The following is a 21,303-nucleotide window of genomic DNA, read 5'->3' on the forward strand; positions in this document are numbered from 1 at the left end:
GAGCTGAAAGAACTTGAAAAAGATTAAATCTTATACGGGTATCTGGAACGTGGAAAAAGTCTTGTATGCAATCAATGACTTTAACTTGCCTTTTCCCGTTACCTTTACACAGATTACATGGTTTGTGATTACGGAATTTATCATCATTCTGTTTGGGGATATTCCCCCACTTTCCATGATTGAGGGAGCATTTCTCAAATACTTCGGTATTCCCGTTGCTCTCACTTGGTTTATGTCGCAGAAAACCTTTGACGGAAAGAAGCCGTACAGCTTTTTGAAATCACAGATAACCTATGCCCTGCGACCAAAAATCACTTATGCAGGAAAAGCCGTAAAACTGCATAAGCAGACCTTAAATGAAACAATCACGGCAGTAAGGAGTGTGAACTATGTTCCCGATAAAATATATTGACAACAACCTTGTCTGGAACAAGGACAATGAGGTGTTCGCCTACTATGAGCTGATACCGTACAACTATTCTTTCTTATCCGCAGAGCAGAAATTTATCGTGCATGACAGCTTTCGACAGCTCATTGCACAGTCCCGTGAGGGTAAAATTCATGCGTTGCAGATTGCCACAGAAAGCTCAATACGAAGTATGCAGGAGCAGTCAAAGAAACTGGTAACGGGAAAATTAAAGGAAGTTGCCTACCAGAAGATAGACGAACAGACCGAAGCGTTAGTATCTATGATTGGGGACAATCAAGTGGACTACCGCTTTTTTCTTGGCTTTAAGCTCATGGTTACAGAAGAACAGCTCAATCTGAAGAACATGAAAAAATCGGCGTGGCTGACGTTTGCAGAATTTCTCCATGAAGTGAACCACACGCTGATGAATGATTTTGTTTCCATGCCGAATGATGAAATCAACCGTTATATGAAAATGGAAAAGTTACTGGAAAATAAAATCTCCCGTCGCTTTAAGGTGCGTCGCTTGGAAATCCATGATTTTGGGTATCTCATGGAACATCTTTACGGCAGGGACGGTATCGCCTATGAAGATTATGAGTACCAGCTACCAAAGAAGAACTTGCAGAAAGAAACGCTGATAAAATACTACGACCTTATCCGTCCGACAAGATGTGTGATTGAGGAAAGCCAGCGATATTTACGCTTGGAACATGAGGATAAGGAAAGCTATGTGTCCTATTTTACCGTCAATGCGATTGTAGGCGAGCTTGATTTTCCGTCAAGCGAAATTTTCTATTTCCAGCAACAGCAATTCACATTCCCCGTTGATACTTCCATGAATGTAGAAATCGTGGAGAACCGAAAAGCATTAACAACCGTCCGCAACAAGAAAAAGGAATTGAAAGACCTTGACAATCACGCCTATCAAGCTGGAAGTGAAACCAGCTCAAATGTGGTGGACGCTTTAGACAGCGTGGACGAGCTGGAAACAGACTTAGACCAGAGCAAAGAAAGTATGTATAAGTTAAGCTACGTTATTCGGGTGTCTGCACCCGATCTTGACGAGCTGAAACGCCGTTGTGATGAAGTCAAGGACTTTTACGATGACCTCAATGTAAAGCTGGTGCGTCCTGCTGGGGATATGCTGGGGCTTCATTCTGAATTTTTACCAGCCAGCAAGCGATATATCAATGACTATGTGCAGTATGTAAAATCAGATTTTCTAGCAGGGCTTGGTTTTGGTGCGACACAGCAGTTAGGAGAAACTACGGGTATCTATATGGGCTATTCTGTTGATACGGGAAGAAATGTGTACCTGCAACCGTCCCTTGCCAGTCAAGGTGTAAAAGGTACAGTTACCAACGCTTTAGCGTCTGCTTTTGTCGGTTCGCTTGGCGGTGGGAAATCGTTCTGTAACAATCTTCTGGTGTATTATGCGGTGCTGTTTGGCGGTCAAGCACTTCTGTTAGACCCTAAAAGTGAGCGTGGCAACTGGAAAGAAACGCTCCCAGAAATCGCCCATGAAATCAATATCGTAAATCTAACCAGCGACAAGGACAATGCAGGACTTCTTGACCCGTTTGTGATAATGAAAAATGTCAAAGACGCTGAAAGTCTGGCAATCGACATCTTGACATTCCTTACGGGTATTTCCTCTAGGGACGGCGAAAAATTCCCCGTACTTCGTAAGGCGGTTCGCTCTGTTACCCAGAGCGACCGTCGGGGCTTGCTCCATGTGATAGATGAGCTACGCCGTGAAGAAACACCAATAGCAAGAAATATCGCAGACCATATCGACAGCTTCACGGACTACGACTTTGCACATCTGCTGTTTTCGGACGGTACGGTGGAAAATGCTATCAGTCTTGACAACCAGCTCAATATCATTCAAGTAGCCGACCTTGTACTGCCAGATAAGGACACGACTTTTGAGGAATACACGACCATTGAATTATTGTCGGTGTCTATGCTGATTGTGATTAGTACCTTTGCCCTTGATTTTATCCATTCGGACAGAAGTATTTTTAAGATTGTAGACCTTGATGAAGCGTGGGCGTTCTTAAATGTGGCACAAGGCGAAACCTTATCAAATAAGCTGGTGCGTGCTGGACGAGCTATGCAGGCAGGCGTTTATTTCGTTACACAATCCTCTGACGATGTATCAAAGGAAAGTCTGAAAAACAATATCGGCTTGAAATTTGCCTTTCGTTCTACTGACATTAACGAGATAAAACAGACCTTAGAATTTTTCGGTATCGACAAGGACGACGAAAACAACCAGAAACGCTTGCGTGATTTGGAGAACGGACAATGCTTATTGCAGGACTTATACGGGCGTGTCGGTGTAGTACAGATACACCCCGTCTTTGAAGAACTGCTACACGCCTTTGATACCAGACCGCCCGTACAGAGAAATGAGGTGGAGTGATGAAAGAAAGGATAAAAGGTGCGTTCACTAAAAAGAAGATACTACACTTTCTAAAAATAGCTCTGTTCGTGGTGGCACTCTCCCTTATCCTGCTTTCACTTTTGGGGACGGTGGCTCATGCGACGGGACTTGTGGACGATACCATAAACGCAGAAAATCTTTACTCAAAATATCCGTTGTCGAATTATCAGCTTGATTTTTATGTGGATAATAGCTGGTCGTGGTTGCCGTGGAACTGGCTGGACGGGATTGGAAAATCGGTACAGTATGGGCTTTATTGCATTACCAACTTTGTCTGGACTATCAGTTTATATTTGAGTAATGCAACGGGCTATGTGGTGCAGGAAGCCTACAAACTTGATTTTATTAACGATATGGCAGACAGTATCGGAAAAAGCATACAGACCTTAGCAGGCGTAACGCAGAACGGTTTTTCCAGCTCTGGCTTTTATGTTGGTTTCCTGCTTCTCATTATCTTAGTGGTGGGACTTTATGTTGCCTATACGGGACTTATCAAACGGGAAACCAGCAAGGCACTTCATGCCGTTATCAACTTTGTTGTGGTGTTCGTGCTGTCGGCTTCTTTTATTGCCTATGCTCCCGATTACATCAAGAAGATAAATGAGTTTTCATCAGACATCAGTACCGCTTCTTTGGACTTGGGAACAAAAATCATGCTCCCCAACTCTGACAGCGAGGGCAAGGACAGCGTGGACTTGATACGGGACAGCTTATTTTCTATTCAAGTGGAACAGCCGTGGCTACTCTTACAATTCGGGAACAGCAACGCAGAGGAAATCGGAACAGACCGTGTGGTCGCTCTGGTATCGGCAAGCCCAGAGGACGAGGACGGGAAAACCAGAGAAGAAGTCGTGAAAACAGAAATTGAGGACAATGACAACAACAATCTGACGATACCGCAGGTCGTGAACCGTTTAGGCATGGTGTTCTTCCTATTGTTCTTCAATTTAGGGATAACGATATTTGTATTCTTGCTTACGGGCATGATGTTGTTTAGCCAGATACTTTTTATTATCTTTTCAATGTTTTTACCTATCAGTTTTCTTCTTTCTATGATACCCAGTCAAGAAAATCTGGCAAAGCAGGCAATCGTGAGGGTGTTTAATACCATAATGACACGGGCAGGAATAACGCTCATTGTAACGGTGGCGTTCAGCATTTCCAGTATGTTTTATAACATATCCACGGACTATCCTTTCTTTATGGTAGCGTTCTTACAGATAGTGTGTTTCGCTGGTATCTACATGAAGCTGGGCGACTTAATGAGTATGTTCTCTTTGAACGCTAACGACAGTCAAAGCATGGGACGAAGAATTTTCCGCAGACCATATCTGTTTATGCGACATAGGGCTAGAAGAATGGAGCGACGCATGGCTAGAGCTGTTAGTCATGGAAGTATGGTTGGAGCTGGCACAGGTGCGGTTACGGGAGCTATGCTATCGGGTAATGGTTCTTCAAGGAGTAATCCTCAAAAAGATAAACGTACTTTTTCACGAAGCAACACTTCTTCCAGTTTTGGAAATCGTGCTGGTTCTGCTGTCGGTGCTGTCTTAGATACGAAAAATAAAGTAAAAGACAAGGCAAATGCTGTCAAAGAGAATATCAAGGATATGCCGACACAGACCGCTTATGCGGTGTATTCCGCAAAGGAAAAGGCAAAGTCCAGCGTGTCCGACTTTAAGCGTGGCATGGTGCAGGAACAGCAGTCCAGACAGACGGGACGTTTGGAAAAGCAGGAACAGCATAAGAAAAATATCGCTGACAAACGTATGGAGCTTCAAAAGGCACAAGAAGCAAAGCAGGTACAGCGAAAGGCTGACGGATCAGCGACAACGGGAGCTACCCGTCCCCATGAGCGACCAGCCACAGCTTCAACCATTCCAAAGCCGAGTGCGGAAAAAATGCAGGAAGTCAAACGCCCTGCCACAGCGACCACTTCAAAAGCAAGCGAGCCAGTCAAGACAAGCGTTATCAAAGAGCGTCCGCTATCTTCTGGTGCTTCTGATAGAAAAGCAACCCAGCTTACACAGCAAGTACATAGGCAGAATGTAGAAAAAGTAGTATTGCAGGAAACACGCCAGAATTACACCAAAGACCGCAGGAAAAAGGTTCAGCAGACCCATAGCGTCCAGAAGAACCAACAGACCATAGAGAAAAGCCGTAATCTTGTAACGAAGAAAGGACAGAAGAAAAAATGAAACTGAAACATATCGCTATCATTGGCAGTCTGTTTCCTATCCTCTTTTCTCTGGTGCTTTTCTTTGGTGTCCTCATTAGTGCGGACAGCGACGATGAGAACAGCAATTTTTCTTCTGGCATTACGGGTATGAACCTATCCGCAGAAGTCTTGAAACATCAGCCTATGGTGGAAAAGTACGCCAGAGAAAACGGTATCTCCGAGTATGTCAATGTGCTACTTGCTATCATTCAAGTAGAAAGTGGCGGTACGGCAGAAGATGTTATGCAGAGTTCGGAAAGTCTGGGTTTACCGCCCAACTCTTTAGATACGGAAAGCTCAATCAAGCAGGGATGTAAGTATTTTGCGTCCCTGCTTTCTTCCTGCAAAAATCAAGGTATCGACGACTTGAATGTAGCAATACAGTCTTATAACTATGGCGGTGGCTATGTGGGATATGTGGCAGGAAAAGGAAAAAAACACACTTTTAATCTTGCAGAGAGCTTCGCCCGTGAGAAATCGGGTGGAAAGAAAGTAACCTACACCAACCCGATAGCCGTTGCTAAGAACGGGGGCTGGCGGTATGGCTATGGAAATATGTTCTATGTGGAAGTAGTCAATCAGTATTTAGCAGTTCCGCAGGTATCGGGAGAACTGGCACAAAAGGTAATGAATGAAGCGTTGAAATATCAAGGCTGGAAGTATGTGTATGGTGGCAGTAACCCGAATACTTCCTTTGATTGTTCGGGGCTGACGCAATGGTGCTATGGAAAAGCTGGTGTTTCCTTACCGAGAACAGCACAAGCACAGTATGACGCCACCCAACATCTTCCACTCTCGCAGGCAAAGGCTGGGGACTTGGTATTTTTCCATTCTACCTATAACGCTGGAAGTTATGTAACACACGTCGGTATTCTTGTTTCGCCGACGCAGATGTACCACGCAGGAAATCCGATAGGATATGCAGACCTAAATAATAGTTACTGGCAACAGCACTTAATCGGTGCAGGACGAGTAAAACAATAGAAAGTGAGGATAACATTATGTTTAAGAAGAATAAGAAACAGACAGAAAATGTCAAAGAAAAAAAGGTGCGTACTGTCAAGGTAGGCACACATCAGAAAACCGTGATTGCGTTGTGGGTGGTGCTTCTCGCAAGCGTGAGCTTTGGGGTATATAAAAATTTTACCGCTATCGACCAGCACACCACCCATGAAAAAGAAATCATTGAACTTCGCTTGCAGGACACCAACGGGATAGAAAATTTCGTGAAGAACTTTGCGAAGTCCTATTACACATGGAATAACAGCAAAGAAGCGATTGAAGCAAGAACGCAGGCAATCAACGGTTATCTGACAAAGGAATTGCAGGACTTGAATGTTGATACAATCAGAACCGACATACCGACCAGCTCCACAGTTACAGATGTGATTGTATGGCATATCGAGCAATCGGGAACGGACACTTTTTCTGCTACCTACGAAGTAGATCAGCAGATAAAAGAGGGAGAACAGACAAGCAATGTCAAGGCAACCTATACCGTAAAAGTCCATGTGGACGCTGACGGGGATATGGTAATCGTTCAGAACCCTACCCTTGCACCAGCAATCGAAAAATCAGACTATGAGCCTAAGACACCAGAAGCAGACGCAAGCGTGGACGCTGATACCGTAAACGACGCTACCGCATTTCTGGAAACATTCTTTAAGCTGTACCCAACAGCCACAGAAAAAGAGCTTGCCTACTATGTAGCTGGAAATGTGATTGAACCTATCGGCAGGGACTACCTTTATTCTGAATTGGTAAACCCTATCTTTACAAAGGACGGGGACAATGTGAAAGTCAAGGTTGCTGTGAAATTCCTTGATAATCAGACAAAGGCAACGCAGGTATCGCAGTATGAGCTTGTGTTACAAAAAGATAGTAACTGGAAGATTGTAGGATAAATGATATAAAAAGACCGTAGCCTGTAATACACATTTATGTGCCTTACAGCTACGGTTATTTTTGAAATTGATTGCGTATATCCTTGTCTTTACGAAACGCTATTTTAGCGGACTTCATTAAATCTACTAAGAAACGTACTTCGTATTCATCACAGTCTGAAAAAATATCTTTTGCTTCTTTTTCAAAAATGATTTTAGAAGCAATCACATTATCGCATAAAAGAGTATCGACTGATACAGAAAGTGCATTGGCAATCGCAATCAAGGTTGGTAAACTGACTTTTGTTTTTCCTGTTTCTACATTACTCATGTGAGCTGGTGTAATGTCTATAAGGTCGGCAACGGTTTCTTGTGTTACGCCCTTTTTAATTCTTGCAATTTTAATACGCTGTCCGATTGCTTTGTAATCAACTTCCACAGTTTCCTCTCCTTTCCTGCTTTTTTATATTGTAACCATTCACAGAGTGTAATATAATACTCTGTGTAAATGAACAATTCTTTCAGTATATATCCAGGCTAAAAAGTTTAAAATATGGAAGAATATAAATGCAAAGGGGGTATGTCTATATGTTAAGATTTCGTAAAAAGGATAGCAAAGAGCTTATAAAAAGAATGGCTAAAACAAATGGCTGTTCGGTATCTGAAATTCGCAGAGAAATGCAGTATGCTATTGATGAAGCTAGAAATAGTAATGACCCAAACAAGCAAGCGGAATTTCAACGTTTATTTGGAAATAAGATACCCAGTCCAGAAGAATTTATTTGTGTAGTTAGCAAGAATTTAAAATTTTAGTAAATACGGAGCGTGAACAATGAAAAAAGCAGAAACGCAGGAACAGGAATTTTTGGAAGTTTGTTCTTCTTACGACTATGACCTTTTAACTGGAAAGAGAGAAATGACATTAAAAGACTATGAACGAATTACTTATTTAGTGGGTTCTCTTGGATATAGTCAATATCTTCAAATCCTTATTGGAAAATATATGGACTTAGCACAAGCTGACGAAGAACGAGAAGAAAGAGAACATGAAATATATTTAGAATACCCAGAGTATTATGAGGACGAGGGAATTTTGGAAGAAGAAGAAAAATGGCTGGAAGAATTTTTAAATCAACTTCCAGAGAAGAAAAGAGAATATTTTGAAAAACTTATAAAAGAGAGTTAAAGCTACTAAAAAAAGTTACTGTATTCAGATGTTCTGATCACAGTAACTTTTTATCATTATACAAGGGAAAACAAATGCTAATAGACAAAATATTTTTTTCGTAACTTACATTTTCAATTTTACCGTCAATCTTTTTCAGCAATTCCTTTACAATATACAAGCCCAGACCAGAACTTCCTTTGGTGCGTGATTTATCAACAGTATAAAACTTGTTAAATAATAAGTTTACATCAATATCATCAAGGGATTTTGTTGAATTTTTAATTGTGAACACTCCTTTTTGATTGATAGAAACTTCAATGTAATTATCTGAATAACGAAGTGCATTTACAATTAAATTTTCAATAATTCGTTTACAGATAAGGTTATTTCCATATATCCATACAGGAGTATTTTCTGTTTGAATGGTTGGTTGGATTTCTCCAAATTCATAATACTTTTCAATTAAGCAATCTGTAACAATTCTATTTATGTCAACACGCTCACATTCAACATCAACTTGCTCATTTTCTATCACAGATAAATCATAAAACTCTTGTACTAAATCCGTGAGATAATCTGTTTTTGCCTTAATGATTTTAATGTATTGTCCTTGTTCCTGTTTATCTTCACATTCTTGCAGAAGTGTTAAATAGCCTTGTATAGATGTCAAAGGTGTTCTTAAATCGTGGCTTATATTAGATATAGACTGTTTTAACTGTTCTTCTTCCTGCTTAATTTGAACCTGTAATTTTTTATGTAGATTATCTTTTTGATTGATTGCATAAGCTAATTCTTCAATGTCCCTATTTGATAAAGATACTCGTATTTTCCGTTGTTGCTTTATTTGCTTATTTATGTTGCGAATTGTTCTGATAATAGAGAATAAGGAAAATGCTAATATGAAGATAAAGCAAATCAATAAGAAATATAACATATTCGCATTTCCCCTTTCTGTTATGATTAGCGTATTTCTTGCTTTCTTAGTATAAATGCTGAAACAAGAAATGTAATAATTACAGTTCCCACGAAATAAATCAAAATATTGATTTCTAAATTATTTATCATATTATAAGAACAGGTATTCATCCAGTAATACATAGGATTTATTTTTAAGTATGTTAGAACTCTCCATGATTGAGTTGACATATTATCCCATGTCATCATATAGATAAGCGGTCCGCTAAATGTAAACAATGACATAGCACCTACAACGATTGCCGTATGTTTGAATATTACACATAACATAAGTGTAATTCCGATAAACGCTCCCATAATCATACAATTTAGTCCTGCAATTTTCAGCATTGGAAACAGTTGTATTGGAATATTAAATTTCGCACATTCTATTATAAATGCAATCATAATAAATGAAAAGTATAGAAATATACTGGTAATCGAAATCACAATATATTTCGCAACAAAAAACTTAATTCGGCTTTGTCCGCTTGCGATTGCAATTTTAATTGTTGAATCCGTATATTCTCTTGAAAAGAAAATAACAGAAAATATAAGAACAATCAGCCAGAAAAATACAGTATAAGATGTGGCTGTCCTTATTATTTCTTCAATCAATGGGTGTGCTGTATCGCTATAAGCACGAGCAAGAAATCCAACAGTTTCTCCTATTTTCCATGTTTCGTCTAAACTTGAACTTGATGCCACAAATTGTTGCTGACCGCCTATGGAGAAAATTCCAAAGACTGCTAAAATCAAAGCAAAGGTTAAGTACAATGCCTTTGTATGAAATAACTTATAAAATTCTGCTCTTATTTGATTAAACATTTTTTCGTCCCCCTATTAGATTTTCAAAGTATGTTTCCAAATTTTCTCCTTGCACAGAAATTTCATCAATAATAACTCCATTACTGGATAGTAATTTAGAAATCATTCTTACATTATCTAAGCACTCGTATATCCGAATAGAATTATCGGGGTAAACGGAGTAATTGTTAATATTTCCCTTTTGCTCTAATAAAAGAGTGGTTTTTTGGATATTATCAGTCCTTAAACAAATATGGCGTTTACATTCTTCGTTCAATTCTTCGGCAGAAATTTGTTTCAAAAGTTCTCCTTTATGAAGAAATCCGTAACAGGTAGCAAGCTGATGTAATTCACTTAATATATGGCTGGATATTAAAATCGTTACCTCTCGTTCTTTTACTAATTTTTTAAGAAGTTCTCTTAATTCAATAATTCCCGTTGGATCAAGTCCGTTGACGGGTTCGTCCAAAATCAAAAATTCTGGCTCACCTAATAATGCAACACCTAAAGCAAGCCTTTGTTTCATTCCTAAAGAAAAGTTTGCCACTCTTTTTTTGCCAGCATTGGATAAACCTATCAACTCTAAAGTATCGGCAATACACTCTTTGTTTGGAATACCACGCTGTATTCTTTGCACCTCTAAATTTTGTGAAGCTGTCATATCCTTGTATAATGCAGGCATTTCAATCGTGCAACCGATTTTTGTCCTTTCATATTGCAGATTATCTGTATGTCCAAACAGGATTATTTCTCCCTCACTCTTAAAATTAAGTCCCGTTAATAATCGGATTAGAGTTGTTTTTCCTGCCCCATTTTCGCCTACAAGACCGTAGATTTCTCCTTTTGGAATAGTTAAGTTCACATTCTTTAAAGCATAGAAATCTTTATATTTTTTGCTTAGATTTTTTGTTTCGCATATAAATTTTGTCATTCTAAACACTCCTTTCTATGCCACTATATCTGATAAGTCTAAAGAAAATCTAAAGTCATTTAATTTTATAACCGATTCCCCAAATGGTTTGTATATAATCTTCATTTGTAATTGCCTTGATTTTTTTACGAATATGACTAATATGGGTATTTATCGTATCATCATCATAAGCATAAGTTTCATTCCAAATGGATTCATATAAATTTTGCTTTGAAAAAATTTTTTGCGGATATTGCAATAATAGTCTTAAAATCTTTAACTCGGTTGATGTAAAAGATACTAATACCTCTTTGATATAAACTAGAGAGTTATTGATTTCGATATCTCTATATGTCAAAGTATCATTTTGGCAGGACGTATTTGAAGTCCTTTTCAAATTTGCCTTAATACGAGCAAGAAGCTCATGCAGGTCAAAAGGCTTAGTCATATAATCATCAGCACCTAATTTTAATAAATCTATTTTTGTCTGTACCATTGTTTTTGCGGAAACAACAATGACAGGAGCATTTGTAAATTTACGCAATCGCTGCAATACATCATTTCCATTTAACTTCGGTAACATAATATCAAGTATTATTAAATCTGGAACAAGCGATTTACATAATTCTATTCCCTCTGCACCATTCAAGGCATAATGAACGATATATTTATTATTTTCTAAGAATTTTGCAATCATATTGCAAATGTCTATATCATCTTCAATAATAGCAATTTTATTCATGTGATTTCATCTCCTTTAATTAGATATTGTACCATAAGGTTTTTATGCTATCCACATGAAACAAAGAAGTCTATGGTACATTTAGAAATTATTTAGAAATATACTTTATGATTTTGGAAAATAATTTTGATGTGTAAATTAGGGAGTATGTTTCATGGAATGTTTTAAAGAAATTTATCGGCTATAAATGGAAAAAGCAATCAATAAAATCGTTAATTAGATATATAAATTCATTTGCTCGTGCAAACAGTCTGTTTTGTGCGGGCTTTTTTCATTCTGGAAAAATTTTGGCTTTTTTGAGTTCTCAACTTAACAAATCACACCTGCCGTTCCCTATATGGTGTGGAAAGAGGGATAACCACTTTTCACGTCGTAACGGAAAGGGGGTGAGATTGATGAAACCGTCTGACTTCCAGAAAACAGTTCAATGCCGTTTTGAAAGTTGTTTGAAGAAAGTTGTCCGACATGTTGTTAAGGACTATCAGAAGAAATTAAAACGACGACAAAAGGAAGAAACACTCTTTTGTGAACTTCCAGAAATCGTTGTAGAAAATCTGGCTGTCTGGGACGACTATGATACGGACTATACGATTTTCAACGTATGCGGTAATGATATTCGTGTCTATGATGATGAATTGGCAGAAGCCTTGAAACAGTTGTCCGAGCGTAACCGTGAAACTTTGCTGATGTATTACTTCTTGGAAATGAACAACGAAGAAATTGCAAAAAAGCAGAATATTTCCAGAAGCGGTGTATTCCAAAATCGACATAATTCATTGGCACTTATGAAAAAATTACTAAAGGAGAAACAGTAAAATGAAGCAAACATTTAAGAAGCCGTCCTACTATTTGCTTTCACAAGCAATGGGCGGGGACGAAAAAGCGATTGAAAAGATACTGGCATTTTATGACCCGTACATATCAAAGTGCTGTCTGCGTCCACTCTATGATGAATACGGCAATGTTTATATTGTTGTAGATATGGAGTTAAAGGGACTTATCAGAGAAGCACTTATTAAAATGATTTTAGGGTTTGATATTGCCTTAGAAATCGAAGAAGAATAACAAGCAGTAACCGCAGAGCATGATTTGTTCAATCCCCCTCTTTCCTGCTCTGCACCTGCTTTTACATGAAAGCAACACGCTTTCGCCACAGCTCTTTGACAACTGAATAAAGCAGACAGATACGTTTGTGAGATAGCGAGCCACGGGGACTGTACGCCACGACCTTTTCAAAAGAAAGCGAGCGACCCACGCAGTGATCCGAGAGCGACTGTTGGAAAAGTCGTTTTGCCACGACCTATCCTCACAGAATAATGATACGTCCGCATGGTGCGGTTCTGCCCACAAGAATGGGAATAGTTGAGATACTAACGGAGCTTTCCAAAGCCGTCTGCCTGCTTCTGTAACTTATAAATAGACACACAATAAAGGGGGTGTTACATTATGTTAAAGACTGATGTGTTAAATGATGTGATGTTCCAGCGAGGTAAGGTGTTGGAATATGAATAAAACGAAAATAAGAGCAACGGAACAACCGATTGCTGTTGATATAGAGGGACTGTCTGCTATGTTATCTTGTGGTCGTGCTACTGCAAGAAAGATTGGCGAGCAGGCAGGAGCAAAAATTGTGATAGGTCGCAGGGTTCTTTATTCCATAGAAAAAGTCAAGAAATACTTGCTATATTTGGAAGAATAGAACGATTTTCTATTTATGTTCTCTGGCGTGTGTAGTATAATAAGAAAGGACAAAGCACGCTGTGAGAACAAGAAAAGAGGCTTTTTCAGAAAGGAATGGTTCTCATGGCAATTAGTAGAAAAGACCCAAAAGGAAGAAAATTAAGAGAGGGCGAAAACTGGCGTAATGATGGAAGATACAGTTATCGTTATACAGATGTAAGAACAGGCAAGAGATTGACAGTCTATGCACAAGATTTACCAGAGCTTCGAGAAAAAGAGAAGCAGATTGCAAAAGATATGGAAGATAATATATTGACAGACGGAGCAATCAAAAAAATGACGCTTAACACGTTGTTTGAGCGTTATATGGCAACTCGTGAGCTGGCTGATACTACAAGAGTTAGTTATGTTCGTGCTTGGGAAAACAGAGTAAAAGACGAGATTGGAAATATTAAAGTTGTTCAACTTTTACCCTCACATATTAAAGCGTATTATGCGAAACTTTCCAAAGCTGGATATGCTTATTCTACAATCAAGTATATTCACAACCTGCTTTATCCTGCATTAGAAATGGCTGTTGATGATGATATTATCCGAAAGAACCCTGCAAAAAGTTCCATTAGCGATTATGGAAAACCAGCAGAGGAAAAAGAAGCCTTAACTGTTTCTCAACAAGAAAAGTTTATGGAGTTTGTAAAACAGAGCAATGTCTATAACACATATTATCCCATGTTTACCATAATGATTGGTACGGGGTTAAGGTGTGGGGAGCTTATTGGTCTTACATGGAAAGATATAAACATCAAGGCAAAAACGGTTAATGTAGACCACCAGCTCATTTATAAGAATTTAGGCGACGGTTGCAAGTTCCATATCTCAACACCAAAAACGGAGTCGGGTATTCGTATTATACCTATGACACAAGAAGTTGCAAAAGCCTTTGAGGAACAAAGGAAAATCAATTTTATGCTTGCAAAGGATAAGAGCATTGAGGTGGACGGGTATTCAGGGTTTGTCTTTACAGCGAAATCGGGCAGACCGCTTATGCCGAATGGCGTAAATAGTGTTTTATATAACATTGTAGACGCATATAACAAAACCGAAGTAGAGAGAGCAAAAAAAGAGCATAGGAAAGCAGAACTGTTACCGAAGTTTTCAGCTCATGTAATGCGTCACACAGCTTGTACCAGAATGGCAGAGTGCCGTATGGACGTAAAAGTTCTTCAATATATTATGGGACACGCCCATATAGATGTAACAATGGAAGTGTATAACCATATTGGAGAGCTGACAAGGATTGAAAATGAGATTGCAAGGCTGGATAATATGGTGTTAAATGCTTGACACCCTAAAAAGAAAAATTGGTGTCAAATTGGTGTCAAAACAGAAAAAATCACAATTTCAAAAGAAATAAGATACTGCAAACCATTGATTTTAAAGGGTTTGCAAAAAAATAACAAAAATATTAGCACTCACGCTCTTGACAGTGCTAATAATAGATGTTATAGTACAGTTAGAACAAAGGAAGAGAGATAAAAAGAAAGGATCTTGATTCCAGATGTTCCTATGAGACAACAACACATCGGATTCTCCGACAGTGCTTAATTATATTTTATGAATGTCTTTTGAAAGGAGATATGACTTATGATGTTACCTAGTATTTTTGGAGAGAACTTATTGGACGATTTCTTTGATGATGATTGGAATGCATGGGGTTATAGTGACACAAGCCTTATGAACACAGATGTTAAGGAAAACGAAAAGGATTACGAACTGACGATGAGTATGCCGGGCGTACAGAAAGATAATGTAAAGGCTGAACTGAATGATGGTTATCTGACAATCAGCGCAAGCACAGATACGAACAACGATGAGAAAGATAAAGATGGACATTATATCCGTCGTGAACGTTACAGCGGTTCTTGCCAGAGAAGTTTCTATGTTGGCAAAGATGTCACAGAAGATGATATTAAGGCAAGTTTCGAAGATGGCACTTTGAAGATGACCATTCCGAAAAAAGAAGCTAAACCTGCTGTGGAAAGCAAAAAACAGATTGCCATCGAAGGATAATCTTATAATTAAACTTATAGTCGACAAGTTGCTCATAGCCGGAGTGAAAAGCTCCGGTAGCACATAATATAGATAGAGATTCAAGGAGGAATGACTTATGATGATGCCTAGTATTTTTAATGATAATTTATTTGATGATTTTTTCAGATTCCCATTTTATAATGACAAAGATGAACATCGTATGGAGAAGAAACTTTACGGACACAGAGCTCACAACTTAATGAAGACCGATATCCGCGAGAGAAAAGGCAGTTATGTTCTCGATATTGACCTTCCTGGATTTAAGAAAGATGAGCTTACCATTGAGTTAAACGATGGTTATTTGACGATTAGTGCCGCAAAAGGACTGGAGCAGGATAAGAAAGAAAAAGAAACCGGACATTATATCCGTCGTGAACGTTATGCCGGTTCCTGCCAGAGAAGTTTCTATGTTGGCAAGGATGTAACTGAAGAAGATATTAAAGCAAGCTTCAAACATGGCATTTTGAAACTGACCATTCCGAAAAAAGAAGCCAAACCTGCCGTAGAAAATAAGAAACAGATTGCTATTGAAGGATAATGTCAAATTCTTGCTTTTTCTTCTATTTAAGCTAATAAATAATTTATTTAACAAATAGCCTAAAGCCCACAATTTTACTGGGATTTAGGCTATTTTTCATCTTATAGATATTATCTATTATTTAGTCATTTTATAGATATTATCAATTTGCTTATATTTATATATGAAACTATACTTAAATAGATACAAAGTGTCCGTTTTTAACGGTAAGACAAGGAGGAGTTGTTATTATGAAAACAACAATCAAAAAAATCTCCCTGTTTATGCTCTCACTTGCTGTAGTTCTTACTATGGCAGCTTCTACAGGCATGAACAGTGAGGCGGCTTCCAAAAAGCCTACAAAGATTACCCTTAAAGCTACTTCCAAAACGGTAGATATCAAGGGTAAAGTGAAGGTTTCCGTGAAATCTGTAAAACCTTCTAATGCAAGCAAATCTGTAACCTACAAATCAAGCAATAAGAAAATTGCTACTGTATCTTCTAAAGGCATTGTTACTGGTAAGAAAAAAGGTACTGTAAAAATCACTGCTACTTCCAAGACGAACAAGAAAGTAAAATCTACAATCAAGATCACAGTAAAAGGAAAGCCAACAAAGATTACCCTCAAAGCCACTTCTAAAACAGTAGACATCAAGGGTAAAGTGAAGGTTTCTGTTAAATCTGTAAAACCTTCTAATGCAAGCAAATCTGTAACCTACAAATCAAGCAATAAGAAAATTGCTACTGTATCTTCTAAAGGCACTGTTACCGGTAAGAAAAAAGGTACTGTAAAGATCACTGCTACTTCCAAGACGAACAAGAAAGTAAAATCTACAATCAAGATCACAGTAAAAGGAAAGCCAACAAAGATTACCCTCAAAGCCACTTCTAAAACAGTAGATATCAAGGGTAAAGTGAAGGTTTCTGTTAAATCTGTAAAACCTTCTAATGCAAGCAAATCTGTAACCTACAAATCAAGCAATAAGAAAATTGCTACTGTATCTTCTAAAGGCATTGTTACTGGTAAGAAAAAAGGTACTGTAAAAATCACTGCTACTTCCAAGACGAACAAGAAAGTAAAATCTACAATCAAGATCACAGTAAAAGATCTGAAAGCTTCTTCTGTTAAGCTGAACACAACTTCCAAGACAGTAGCTTCCGGAAAGACAACTACTTTAAAAGCTACTGTAAAAGGTGCTACTGGATTCTACAATCAGGGTGTTACATGGAAATCAAGCAATACAAAAGTTGCTACTGTAACTTCCAAAGGTGTTGTAAAAGGTATCGCAGCAGGACAGGCTACAATCACAGCAACTGAAAAAGGTGGAAGCAAAAAAGCTACATGCCTTATCACTGTAACTGAGCCGGTTAAAGTTGATACAGAAGCCGGAACTGTTACTTTAAAAGGTATCTTAAATGCTTCTGCATTTAAAAAACCAACTATGCATTATCTCGTGACTGCTAATCTTGGAGCTTCCGGAGGCAATCCGATCTTCACAGGTCTGAATGACCGTATTGATCTGGCAAATGCACTGGATTCTCTCGGAGCAACTGCATGGAATACAAATTCAAAAACTGTATTAGCGAATGGTGAATCTATTGCCGCCGTAAAAGACAAAAAAGGAACAAACGCTAATTATTCTAAACTGAATATCAGCGTTTCCTGGGCAGGACATGATGCTGTTGCAATGCAGGATACGATTAAAAATGCTGACAAGTCAGCATATACAGGAACTATTGTATACGCTAACAGTGGTGCTGTTCAGAAAGCAATCCCATCCGGATGCGAAATCTGTACATCAAGCTGTTATGCAGGTATCTGTGCAAGTGAAGATGTTGCAATGGGTGGAACTACGATTGGAAACTCCGCGAACCTTCCAAAAGCAGGTACTGTTGTAACAATCACAATCGCTGTTGATGGATACAAAGCTCCATATAACTATATTTCAAAAGAAGAATTAAAAGCTGATATCGACGGAAAACAGGAATACAAAATCTTAGATGTACGTCAGGCTGCTAAATATGCTGAATCTCATATTGCCGGTGCTGTTTCTGCTGACGTTGACGGTGCTGTATCAGGTACTGATGTGGCATCTGCTACAAAGAATATTGAAGCTGCAATCAAAAATGATCCTGCAGGTACAAAATATGCAGTTGTATGCAATTCCGGAAGCCGCTATGCACAGGCAGCTACTGAGATTATGATCAAAGCTGGTATTAGCAACAAAAATATTTTCACATTAACGGGTGGAATGAAAAAAGATGCCGGTGGATGGGATTATGACAATTACTGTGTTAAATCTTACACATCTGACAAGAGTAAAACAGATTTTACTCACGGTATGACTGTTAATCAGTTAAAAGCTAATATTGACGATGGAAAAACTCCATTCGTAGTATTCGATCTGCGTGACGTTGCATCTTACGCAACAGGACACATCAAACCTTCTATCTCCACTCCTCTTCGTGAGAGTGTAGATGGTGCTTTAAAAGATCTGTCTGATGATCAGTCTAAAGCAAATCTGCAGGCTGCTGTAAATGCTAACCCGAATAAATTCTATGTTGTTGAGTGTTATTCTGGTAACAACTACGCTGCAAAGGCTGTAAACTACTTAAAAGAGATTGGTGTGAGCGAAAGCAAGATTATCGTTCTTGAAGGCGGCGCTAAAGCATGGAAGGATGCAAATCATTCAACAATTGTTGGACTTACTGTATCTGCTGCTGATTTAAAAGCTGATATTGACAGCACACAGTCTTATAAATTAATCGATGCACGTAAAGCTGAAGATTATGCAAAAAGCCACATCGTTGGCGCTGTTTCTGCTGATCAGGCTGGTGCTGTTTCCGGAAGCGACAAAGCTACTGCAGCTGCCAACGTTGAAAAAGCAATCGCAGGTGACTCCGCAGATCAGAAATATACAATCATCTGCTACTCAGGTAACAGATACGCTGAAGCCGCTGCTTCTACTCTCGTAGAAAAAGGTGTGAATCCATCTAACATTTACACATTAAAAGGTGGTATGGGCGGCTGGACAGAAGCAAACTACCTCGTTAAATCTTACAAATCAACAAGTGGATTTGATTTTGTAAATGGTATGACTGTTGACCAGTTAAAAGCAAATCTGGAAGCTGGAAATACTCCATTTGTAGTATTTGACCTGCGTGACGCTGTAACTTATGCTGCAGGACATATTGACGGTGCTGTTTCTACACCACTGCGTGAGAACAACGGTGCTGATCTTTCTGATGAAACATCAAAAGCTAACCTTGAAGCAGCAGTAAAAGCGAACCCGAATAAATTCTATGTTGTAGAATGCTACTCTGGTAACAAATATGCAAACAAATCTGTAAACTACTTAAAAGCACTTGGTGTAAGCGAAGGCAAGATCATTGTTCTTGAAGGTGGTGCTTCTGCATGGAACGCTGCCGGAAATACAGTTGTTAAAAGCACTGTTCCGGTAAGCGTAGACAAAGCTAACAAGACAATCTCTGTATATGGTGTACTGAACGGTAAATACTTAGAAGAGCCAACAAAACACTATATGTCCACAACAGGATGCTCACTTGGAAATCAGTGCCTGTTCGAAGGATTATGCGATCGTCTTGACTTTGCTGACGCAATGGCAGAGCTTGGCGGAACACCATGGAATACAACTCCTGGTGGACACAAAATCAAATCTGGTGAATATATTACCCCGGAAAATGGTGACAACAAAGACTACACTCATGTAGACGTTAACGTATCATGGGGAGACAAAACAGTTTCCATGGCTGATACTTTAACATCTGTAGATGGCAGCCCGGTTACAATCGATGAAGTATTCTCTAACAGCAAAGACGTATCTGCTTCTTACAAATCAGGATGCCTGCTCTGCACATGCAGCTGCTACGCAGGTGTTGTAACAAACGAAGATATGCCATTTGTTTCCGGTGCTGATATTAAAACAATGGGTAACAAAGACGTACTTCCTAAAGCAGGAACAGTTGTAAAAATCACTGTAACATTAAAATAATCAAATACATGAAATTATAAGCAAGTCTTATATATTGAAGTATTTTGAACGGTCTTGCCTTTCTGGCAGGACCGTTTTTTTTAAGGAGGATTTATGCACATACTAAAAAAAATAAATCATCTTTCCCGGCTCGTCATGATTGCGATTACTGCACTGTTCTTAAGCGCAGGTATGATTTTATTTGCGAAGCCGGTTCACGTAATGGCAGCCACTTCAATCAGCGATAAAACCGGTCTGGAAAATTTCATTACCCAAAATGGCGGTACATACATCTCGCCGGATGATTCAACGGTAAAACTTACAAGTGATCTGACCTGCTCGGATTATCTGATCACTTATCTGACTCAGGATCTGACACTGGATCTTAACAACCATTCCATTTTATTTGAAAAAGCAAATGGATTTTCTGTGCGTGGCTCCGGAGCAGATAACCTTGCCGTTTTCCGGATTACAAATTCCGGCGAAGACATATCGAAGGCAATTATCTCTACCTCCGGTCAATATCCGAACACACAGGAGATCACTACCCTCAATGTTGCCGGGGCATTGGAACTTTCTGATATAACTATCGCCAACCAGGCAACCGGTGGTTCCGGCAATCCAATGGCAATTCAGCAGTCTGTGAAAGGCTCTGATCTTAAAATAACTGACTGTACGGTCACAAGCACAGGTTCCTGCTATTATATGCTCTACGGAAATGCAGCATTTCATAACTGCAGTGCCATTTCCTCCGGAAAATATGCAACTGTTCTTCTGGAAAACCAGGGAACACTGACACTGGATGACGGCACGTACTCGCAAACCGTCTCTGCACCTGCCGTAAAGGTAAATGGCGGCGCAATTGAAGGTGATGCCACTCTTTCCATTGAATGTGGCACTTATCAGGGTGCTCCTGCTCTTGATATTTCCGGTGAAAGAGCGGTCACAAGTATTGCATGTGGAACTTTTATTTCTACCAGCTCTGAAATCGAACCGATTCAGCTTACAAATAATGCTCCGGAGATCAAATGGGGCTTTGATTCTACTAAATACGAGCTTGCGAAAAATGGTTCTACATGGAAAATTGCATCAAAACCGAAAAATCCTGCTGACAATTCAAATGACAAACCGTCAAAGCCATCTACACCGTTGAAACCTTCTACACCAGCAAAGCCGAAGGTTGTTTCTACAAAGCCGAAAATTGCGAAACTGACTCCTAAGAAGAAATCTCTTTCTGTCAAATTTGCAAAGAAGCCGTCCGGCTACTACGGCAAAGCATATCAGGTTGCCTACCGTGTAAAGGGTACAAAAAAATGGAAAACTATTACGACGGGCAAGCAGATCAAAACACTGAAATCTCTGAAAAAAGGAAAGAAATATCAGGTTCGCGTCCGTGCTTATAAAAAGGTGAGTAAAAAGACCTATTTCAGTAAATGGAGCAGCATTAAGACTTCTGGAAAAATTAAGTGATAAGGAACAT

Annotated in this window: 20 protein-coding genes; 15 read left to right on the plus strand and 5 right to left on the minus strand. The window is 39.0% G+C overall.

All coding sequences use genetic code 11. The features are described 5' to 3' along the window. The first annotated feature begins 13 nt into the window (after positions 1-13). The 5 genes from DW125_RS01770 to DW125_RS01790 are packed head-to-tail and all read left to right on the plus strand — an operon-like array spanning position 14 to position 6,983. Complete coding sequence (locus DW125_RS01770; RefSeq protein ID WP_004843362.1) at positions 14-412, plus strand: conjugal transfer protein; 399 nt, start codon at positions 14-16, stop codon at positions 410-412. Next, positions 390-2,840, plus strand: coding sequence for an ATP-binding protein (locus DW125_RS01775; RefSeq protein WP_117536941.1), 2,451 nt, complete (start codon positions 390-392; stop codon positions 2,838-2,840). The genes DW125_RS01770 and DW125_RS01775 overlap by 23 nt, the downstream gene beginning before the upstream one ends. Then, the gene (locus DW125_RS01780) at positions 2,840-5,059 is read left to right on the plus strand and encodes a CD3337/EF1877 family mobilome membrane protein (RefSeq protein WP_117536942.1); all 2,220 of its coding nucleotides are present in this window, start codon (positions 2,840-2,842) and stop codon (positions 5,057-5,059) included. The genes DW125_RS01775 and DW125_RS01780 overlap by 1 nt, the downstream gene beginning before the upstream one ends. Next, a complete protein-coding gene (locus tag DW125_RS01785) occupies positions 5,056-6,063 on the plus strand; it encodes a bifunctional lytic transglycosylase/C40 family peptidase (RefSeq protein WP_117536943.1) in 1,008 nt (335 codons plus the stop codon). Before DW125_RS01780 ends, DW125_RS01785 begins: the two co-directional genes overlap by 4 nt. A gap of 17 nt (positions 6,064-6,080) precedes the next feature. Next, positions 6,081-6,983 carry a conjugal transfer protein gene (locus tag DW125_RS01790; protein ID WP_117536944.1) on the plus strand — a complete coding sequence of 301 codons (903 nt, stop codon included), beginning with the start codon at positions 6,081-6,083 and terminating at the stop codon, positions 6,981-6,983. Positions 6,984-7,038: 55 nt separating this feature from the next. Here the strand turns inward: DW125_RS01790 and DW125_RS01795 are convergent, their stop codons facing one another. Then, positions 7,039-7,401: a helix-turn-helix domain-containing protein gene (locus DW125_RS01795; RefSeq protein WP_114091354.1), complete on the minus strand. Its 363-nt coding sequence runs from the start codon at positions 7,399-7,401 to the stop codon at positions 7,039-7,041. Between the two features lie 149 nt (positions 7,402-7,550). Here DW125_RS01795 and DW125_RS01800 point away from each other — a divergent pair, with 149 nt between their 5' ends. Together DW125_RS01800 and DW125_RS01805 are read left to right on the plus strand one after the other, a co-directional pair. Then, positions 7,551-7,775, plus strand: a complete 225-nt coding sequence (locus DW125_RS01800) for a sporulation initiation factor Spo0A C-terminal domain-containing protein (RefSeq protein ID WP_117536945.1) — start codon at positions 7,551-7,553, stop codon at positions 7,773-7,775. 19 nt (positions 7,776-7,794) lie between these two features. Then, positions 7,795-8,148, plus strand: a complete 354-nt coding sequence (locus tag DW125_RS01805; protein ID WP_117536946.1) for a stathmin-1-A — start codon at positions 7,795-7,797, stop codon at positions 8,146-8,148. A gap of 37 nt (positions 8,149-8,185) precedes the next feature. Here the strand turns inward: DW125_RS01805 and DW125_RS01810 are convergent, their stop codons facing one another. From DW125_RS01810 to DW125_RS01825, 4 genes are read right to left on the minus strand one after another with little or no spacing between them, the layout of a single operon-like run. Next, positions 8,186-9,064 (minus strand): sensor histidine kinase, encoded by an 879-nt coding sequence (locus DW125_RS01810; RefSeq protein ID WP_117536947.1) that lies wholly within the window; start codon positions 9,062-9,064, stop codon positions 8,186-8,188. Between the two features lie 26 nt (positions 9,065-9,090). Next, complete coding sequence (locus DW125_RS01815) at positions 9,091-9,912, minus strand: ABC transporter permease (RefSeq protein ID WP_117536948.1); 822 nt, start codon at positions 9,910-9,912, stop codon at positions 9,091-9,093. Further along, on the minus strand, positions 9,905-10,822 hold the full coding sequence (locus DW125_RS01820) for an ABC transporter ATP-binding protein (protein WP_117536949.1): 918 nt from the start codon (positions 10,820-10,822) through the stop codon (positions 9,905-9,907). Before DW125_RS01820 ends, DW125_RS01815 begins: the two co-directional genes overlap by 8 nt. A gap of 55 nt (positions 10,823-10,877) precedes the next feature. Continuing rightward, complete coding sequence (locus DW125_RS01825) at positions 10,878-11,543, minus strand: response regulator transcription factor (RefSeq protein WP_117536950.1); 666 nt, start codon at positions 11,541-11,543, stop codon at positions 10,878-10,880. 395 nt (positions 11,544-11,938) lie between these two features. Between DW125_RS01825 and DW125_RS01830 the strand changes: the two genes are divergently transcribed. The 8 genes from DW125_RS01830 (at position 11,939) to DW125_RS01870 (ending at position 21,293) form a co-directional block, all read left to right on the plus strand. Then, positions 11,939-12,358 carry an RNA polymerase sigma factor gene (locus tag DW125_RS01830; protein ID WP_015552791.1) on the plus strand — a complete coding sequence of 140 codons (420 nt, stop codon included), beginning with the start codon at positions 11,939-11,941 and terminating at the stop codon, positions 12,356-12,358. A 1-nt stretch (position 12,359) separates the two neighbouring features. Next, on the plus strand, positions 12,360-12,608 hold the full coding sequence (locus DW125_RS01835) for a helix-turn-helix domain-containing protein (protein ID WP_117536951.1): 249 nt from the start codon (positions 12,360-12,362) through the stop codon (positions 12,606-12,608). Positions 12,609-13,047: 439 nt separating this feature from the next. Next, positions 13,048-13,242, plus strand: coding sequence for a hypothetical protein (locus DW125_RS01845; protein WP_004614488.1), 195 nt, complete (start codon positions 13,048-13,050; stop codon positions 13,240-13,242). Between the two features lie 104 nt (positions 13,243-13,346). After that, on the plus strand, positions 13,347-14,567 hold the full coding sequence (locus DW125_RS01850) for a tyrosine-type recombinase/integrase (RefSeq protein ID WP_117536952.1): 1,221 nt from the start codon (positions 13,347-13,349) through the stop codon (positions 14,565-14,567). Between the two features lie 300 nt (positions 14,568-14,867). After that, positions 14,868-15,293, plus strand: a complete 426-nt coding sequence (locus DW125_RS01855; protein ID WP_021861216.1) for an Hsp20/alpha crystallin family protein — start codon at positions 14,868-14,870, stop codon at positions 15,291-15,293. A gap of 97 nt (positions 15,294-15,390) precedes the next feature. After that, positions 15,391-15,852, plus strand: coding sequence for an Hsp20/alpha crystallin family protein (locus DW125_RS01860; protein ID WP_199537811.1), 462 nt, complete (start codon positions 15,391-15,393; stop codon positions 15,850-15,852). Positions 15,853-16,082: 230 nt separating this feature from the next. After that, positions 16,083-19,844 carry a rhodanese-like domain-containing protein gene (locus tag DW125_RS01865; protein WP_117536953.1) on the plus strand — a complete coding sequence of 1,254 codons (3,762 nt, stop codon included), beginning with the start codon at positions 16,083-16,085 and terminating at the stop codon, positions 19,842-19,844. Positions 19,845-19,937: 93 nt separating this feature from the next. Then, positions 19,938-21,293 (plus strand): fibronectin type III domain-containing protein, encoded by a 1,356-nt coding sequence (locus tag DW125_RS01870; RefSeq protein ID WP_117536954.1) that lies wholly within the window; start codon positions 19,938-19,940, stop codon positions 21,291-21,293. Positions 21,294-21,303 lie beyond the last annotated feature (10 nt).

Origin of the sequence: Dorea sp. AM10-31, from assembly GCF_003435815.1 — a bacterium.
GTDB classification, from domain to species: domain Bacteria; phylum Bacillota; class Clostridia; order Lachnospirales; family Lachnospiraceae; genus Dorea_D; species Dorea_D hominis.

Bases quoted from the DNA above. Each gene is read 5' to 3' on its own strand.
- DW125_RS01855 (WP_021861216.1), top strand. From the start codon at position 14,868: ATGATGTTACCTAGTATTTTTGGAGAGAACTTATTGGACGATTTCTTT.
- DW125_RS01830 (WP_015552791.1), top strand. From the start codon at position 11,939: ATGAAACCGTCTGACTTCCAGAAAACAGTTCAATGCCGTTTTGAAAGT.
- DW125_RS01780 (WP_117536942.1), top strand. From the start codon at position 2,840: ATGAAAGAAAGGATAAAAGGTGCGTTCACTAAAAAGAAGATACTACAC.
- DW125_RS01835 (WP_117536951.1), top strand. From the start codon at position 12,360: ATGAAGCAAACATTTAAGAAGCCGTCCTACTATTTGCTTTCACAAGCA.
- DW125_RS01785 (WP_117536943.1), top strand. From the start codon at position 5,056: ATGAAACTGAAACATATCGCTATCATTGGCAGTCTGTTTCCTATCCTC.
- DW125_RS01815 (WP_117536948.1), bottom strand. From the start codon at position 9,912: ATGTTTAATCAAATAAGAGCAGAATTTTATAAGTTATTTCATACAAAG.
- DW125_RS01775 (WP_117536941.1), top strand. From the start codon at position 390: ATGTTCCCGATAAAATATATTGACAACAACCTTGTCTGGAACAAGGAC.
- DW125_RS01810 (WP_117536947.1), bottom strand. From the start codon at position 9,064: ATGTTATATTTCTTATTGATTTGCTTTATCTTCATATTAGCATTTTCC.
- DW125_RS01805 (WP_117536946.1), top strand. From the start codon at position 7,795: ATGAAAAAAGCAGAAACGCAGGAACAGGAATTTTTGGAAGTTTGTTCT.
- DW125_RS01825 (WP_117536950.1), bottom strand. From the start codon at position 11,543: ATGAATAAAATTGCTATTATTGAAGATGATATAGACATTTGCAATATG.
- DW125_RS01860 (WP_199537811.1), top strand. From the start codon at position 15,391: ATGATGATGCCTAGTATTTTTAATGATAATTTATTTGATGATTTTTTC.
- DW125_RS01850 (WP_117536952.1), top strand. From the start codon at position 13,347: ATGGCAATTAGTAGAAAAGACCCAAAAGGAAGAAAATTAAGAGAGGGC.
- DW125_RS01800 (WP_117536945.1), top strand. From the start codon at position 7,551: ATGTTAAGATTTCGTAAAAAGGATAGCAAAGAGCTTATAAAAAGAATG.
- DW125_RS01790 (WP_117536944.1), top strand. From the start codon at position 6,081: ATGTTTAAGAAGAATAAGAAACAGACAGAAAATGTCAAAGAAAAAAAG.
- DW125_RS01845 (WP_004614488.1), top strand. From the start codon at position 13,048: ATGAATAAAACGAAAATAAGAGCAACGGAACAACCGATTGCTGTTGAT.
- DW125_RS01820 (WP_117536949.1), bottom strand. From the start codon at position 10,822: ATGACAAAATTTATATGCGAAACAAAAAATCTAAGCAAAAAATATAAA.
- DW125_RS01870 (WP_117536954.1), top strand. From the start codon at position 19,938: ATGCACATACTAAAAAAAATAAATCATCTTTCCCGGCTCGTCATGATT.
- DW125_RS01865 (WP_117536953.1), top strand. From the start codon at position 16,083: ATGAAAACAACAATCAAAAAAATCTCCCTGTTTATGCTCTCACTTGCT.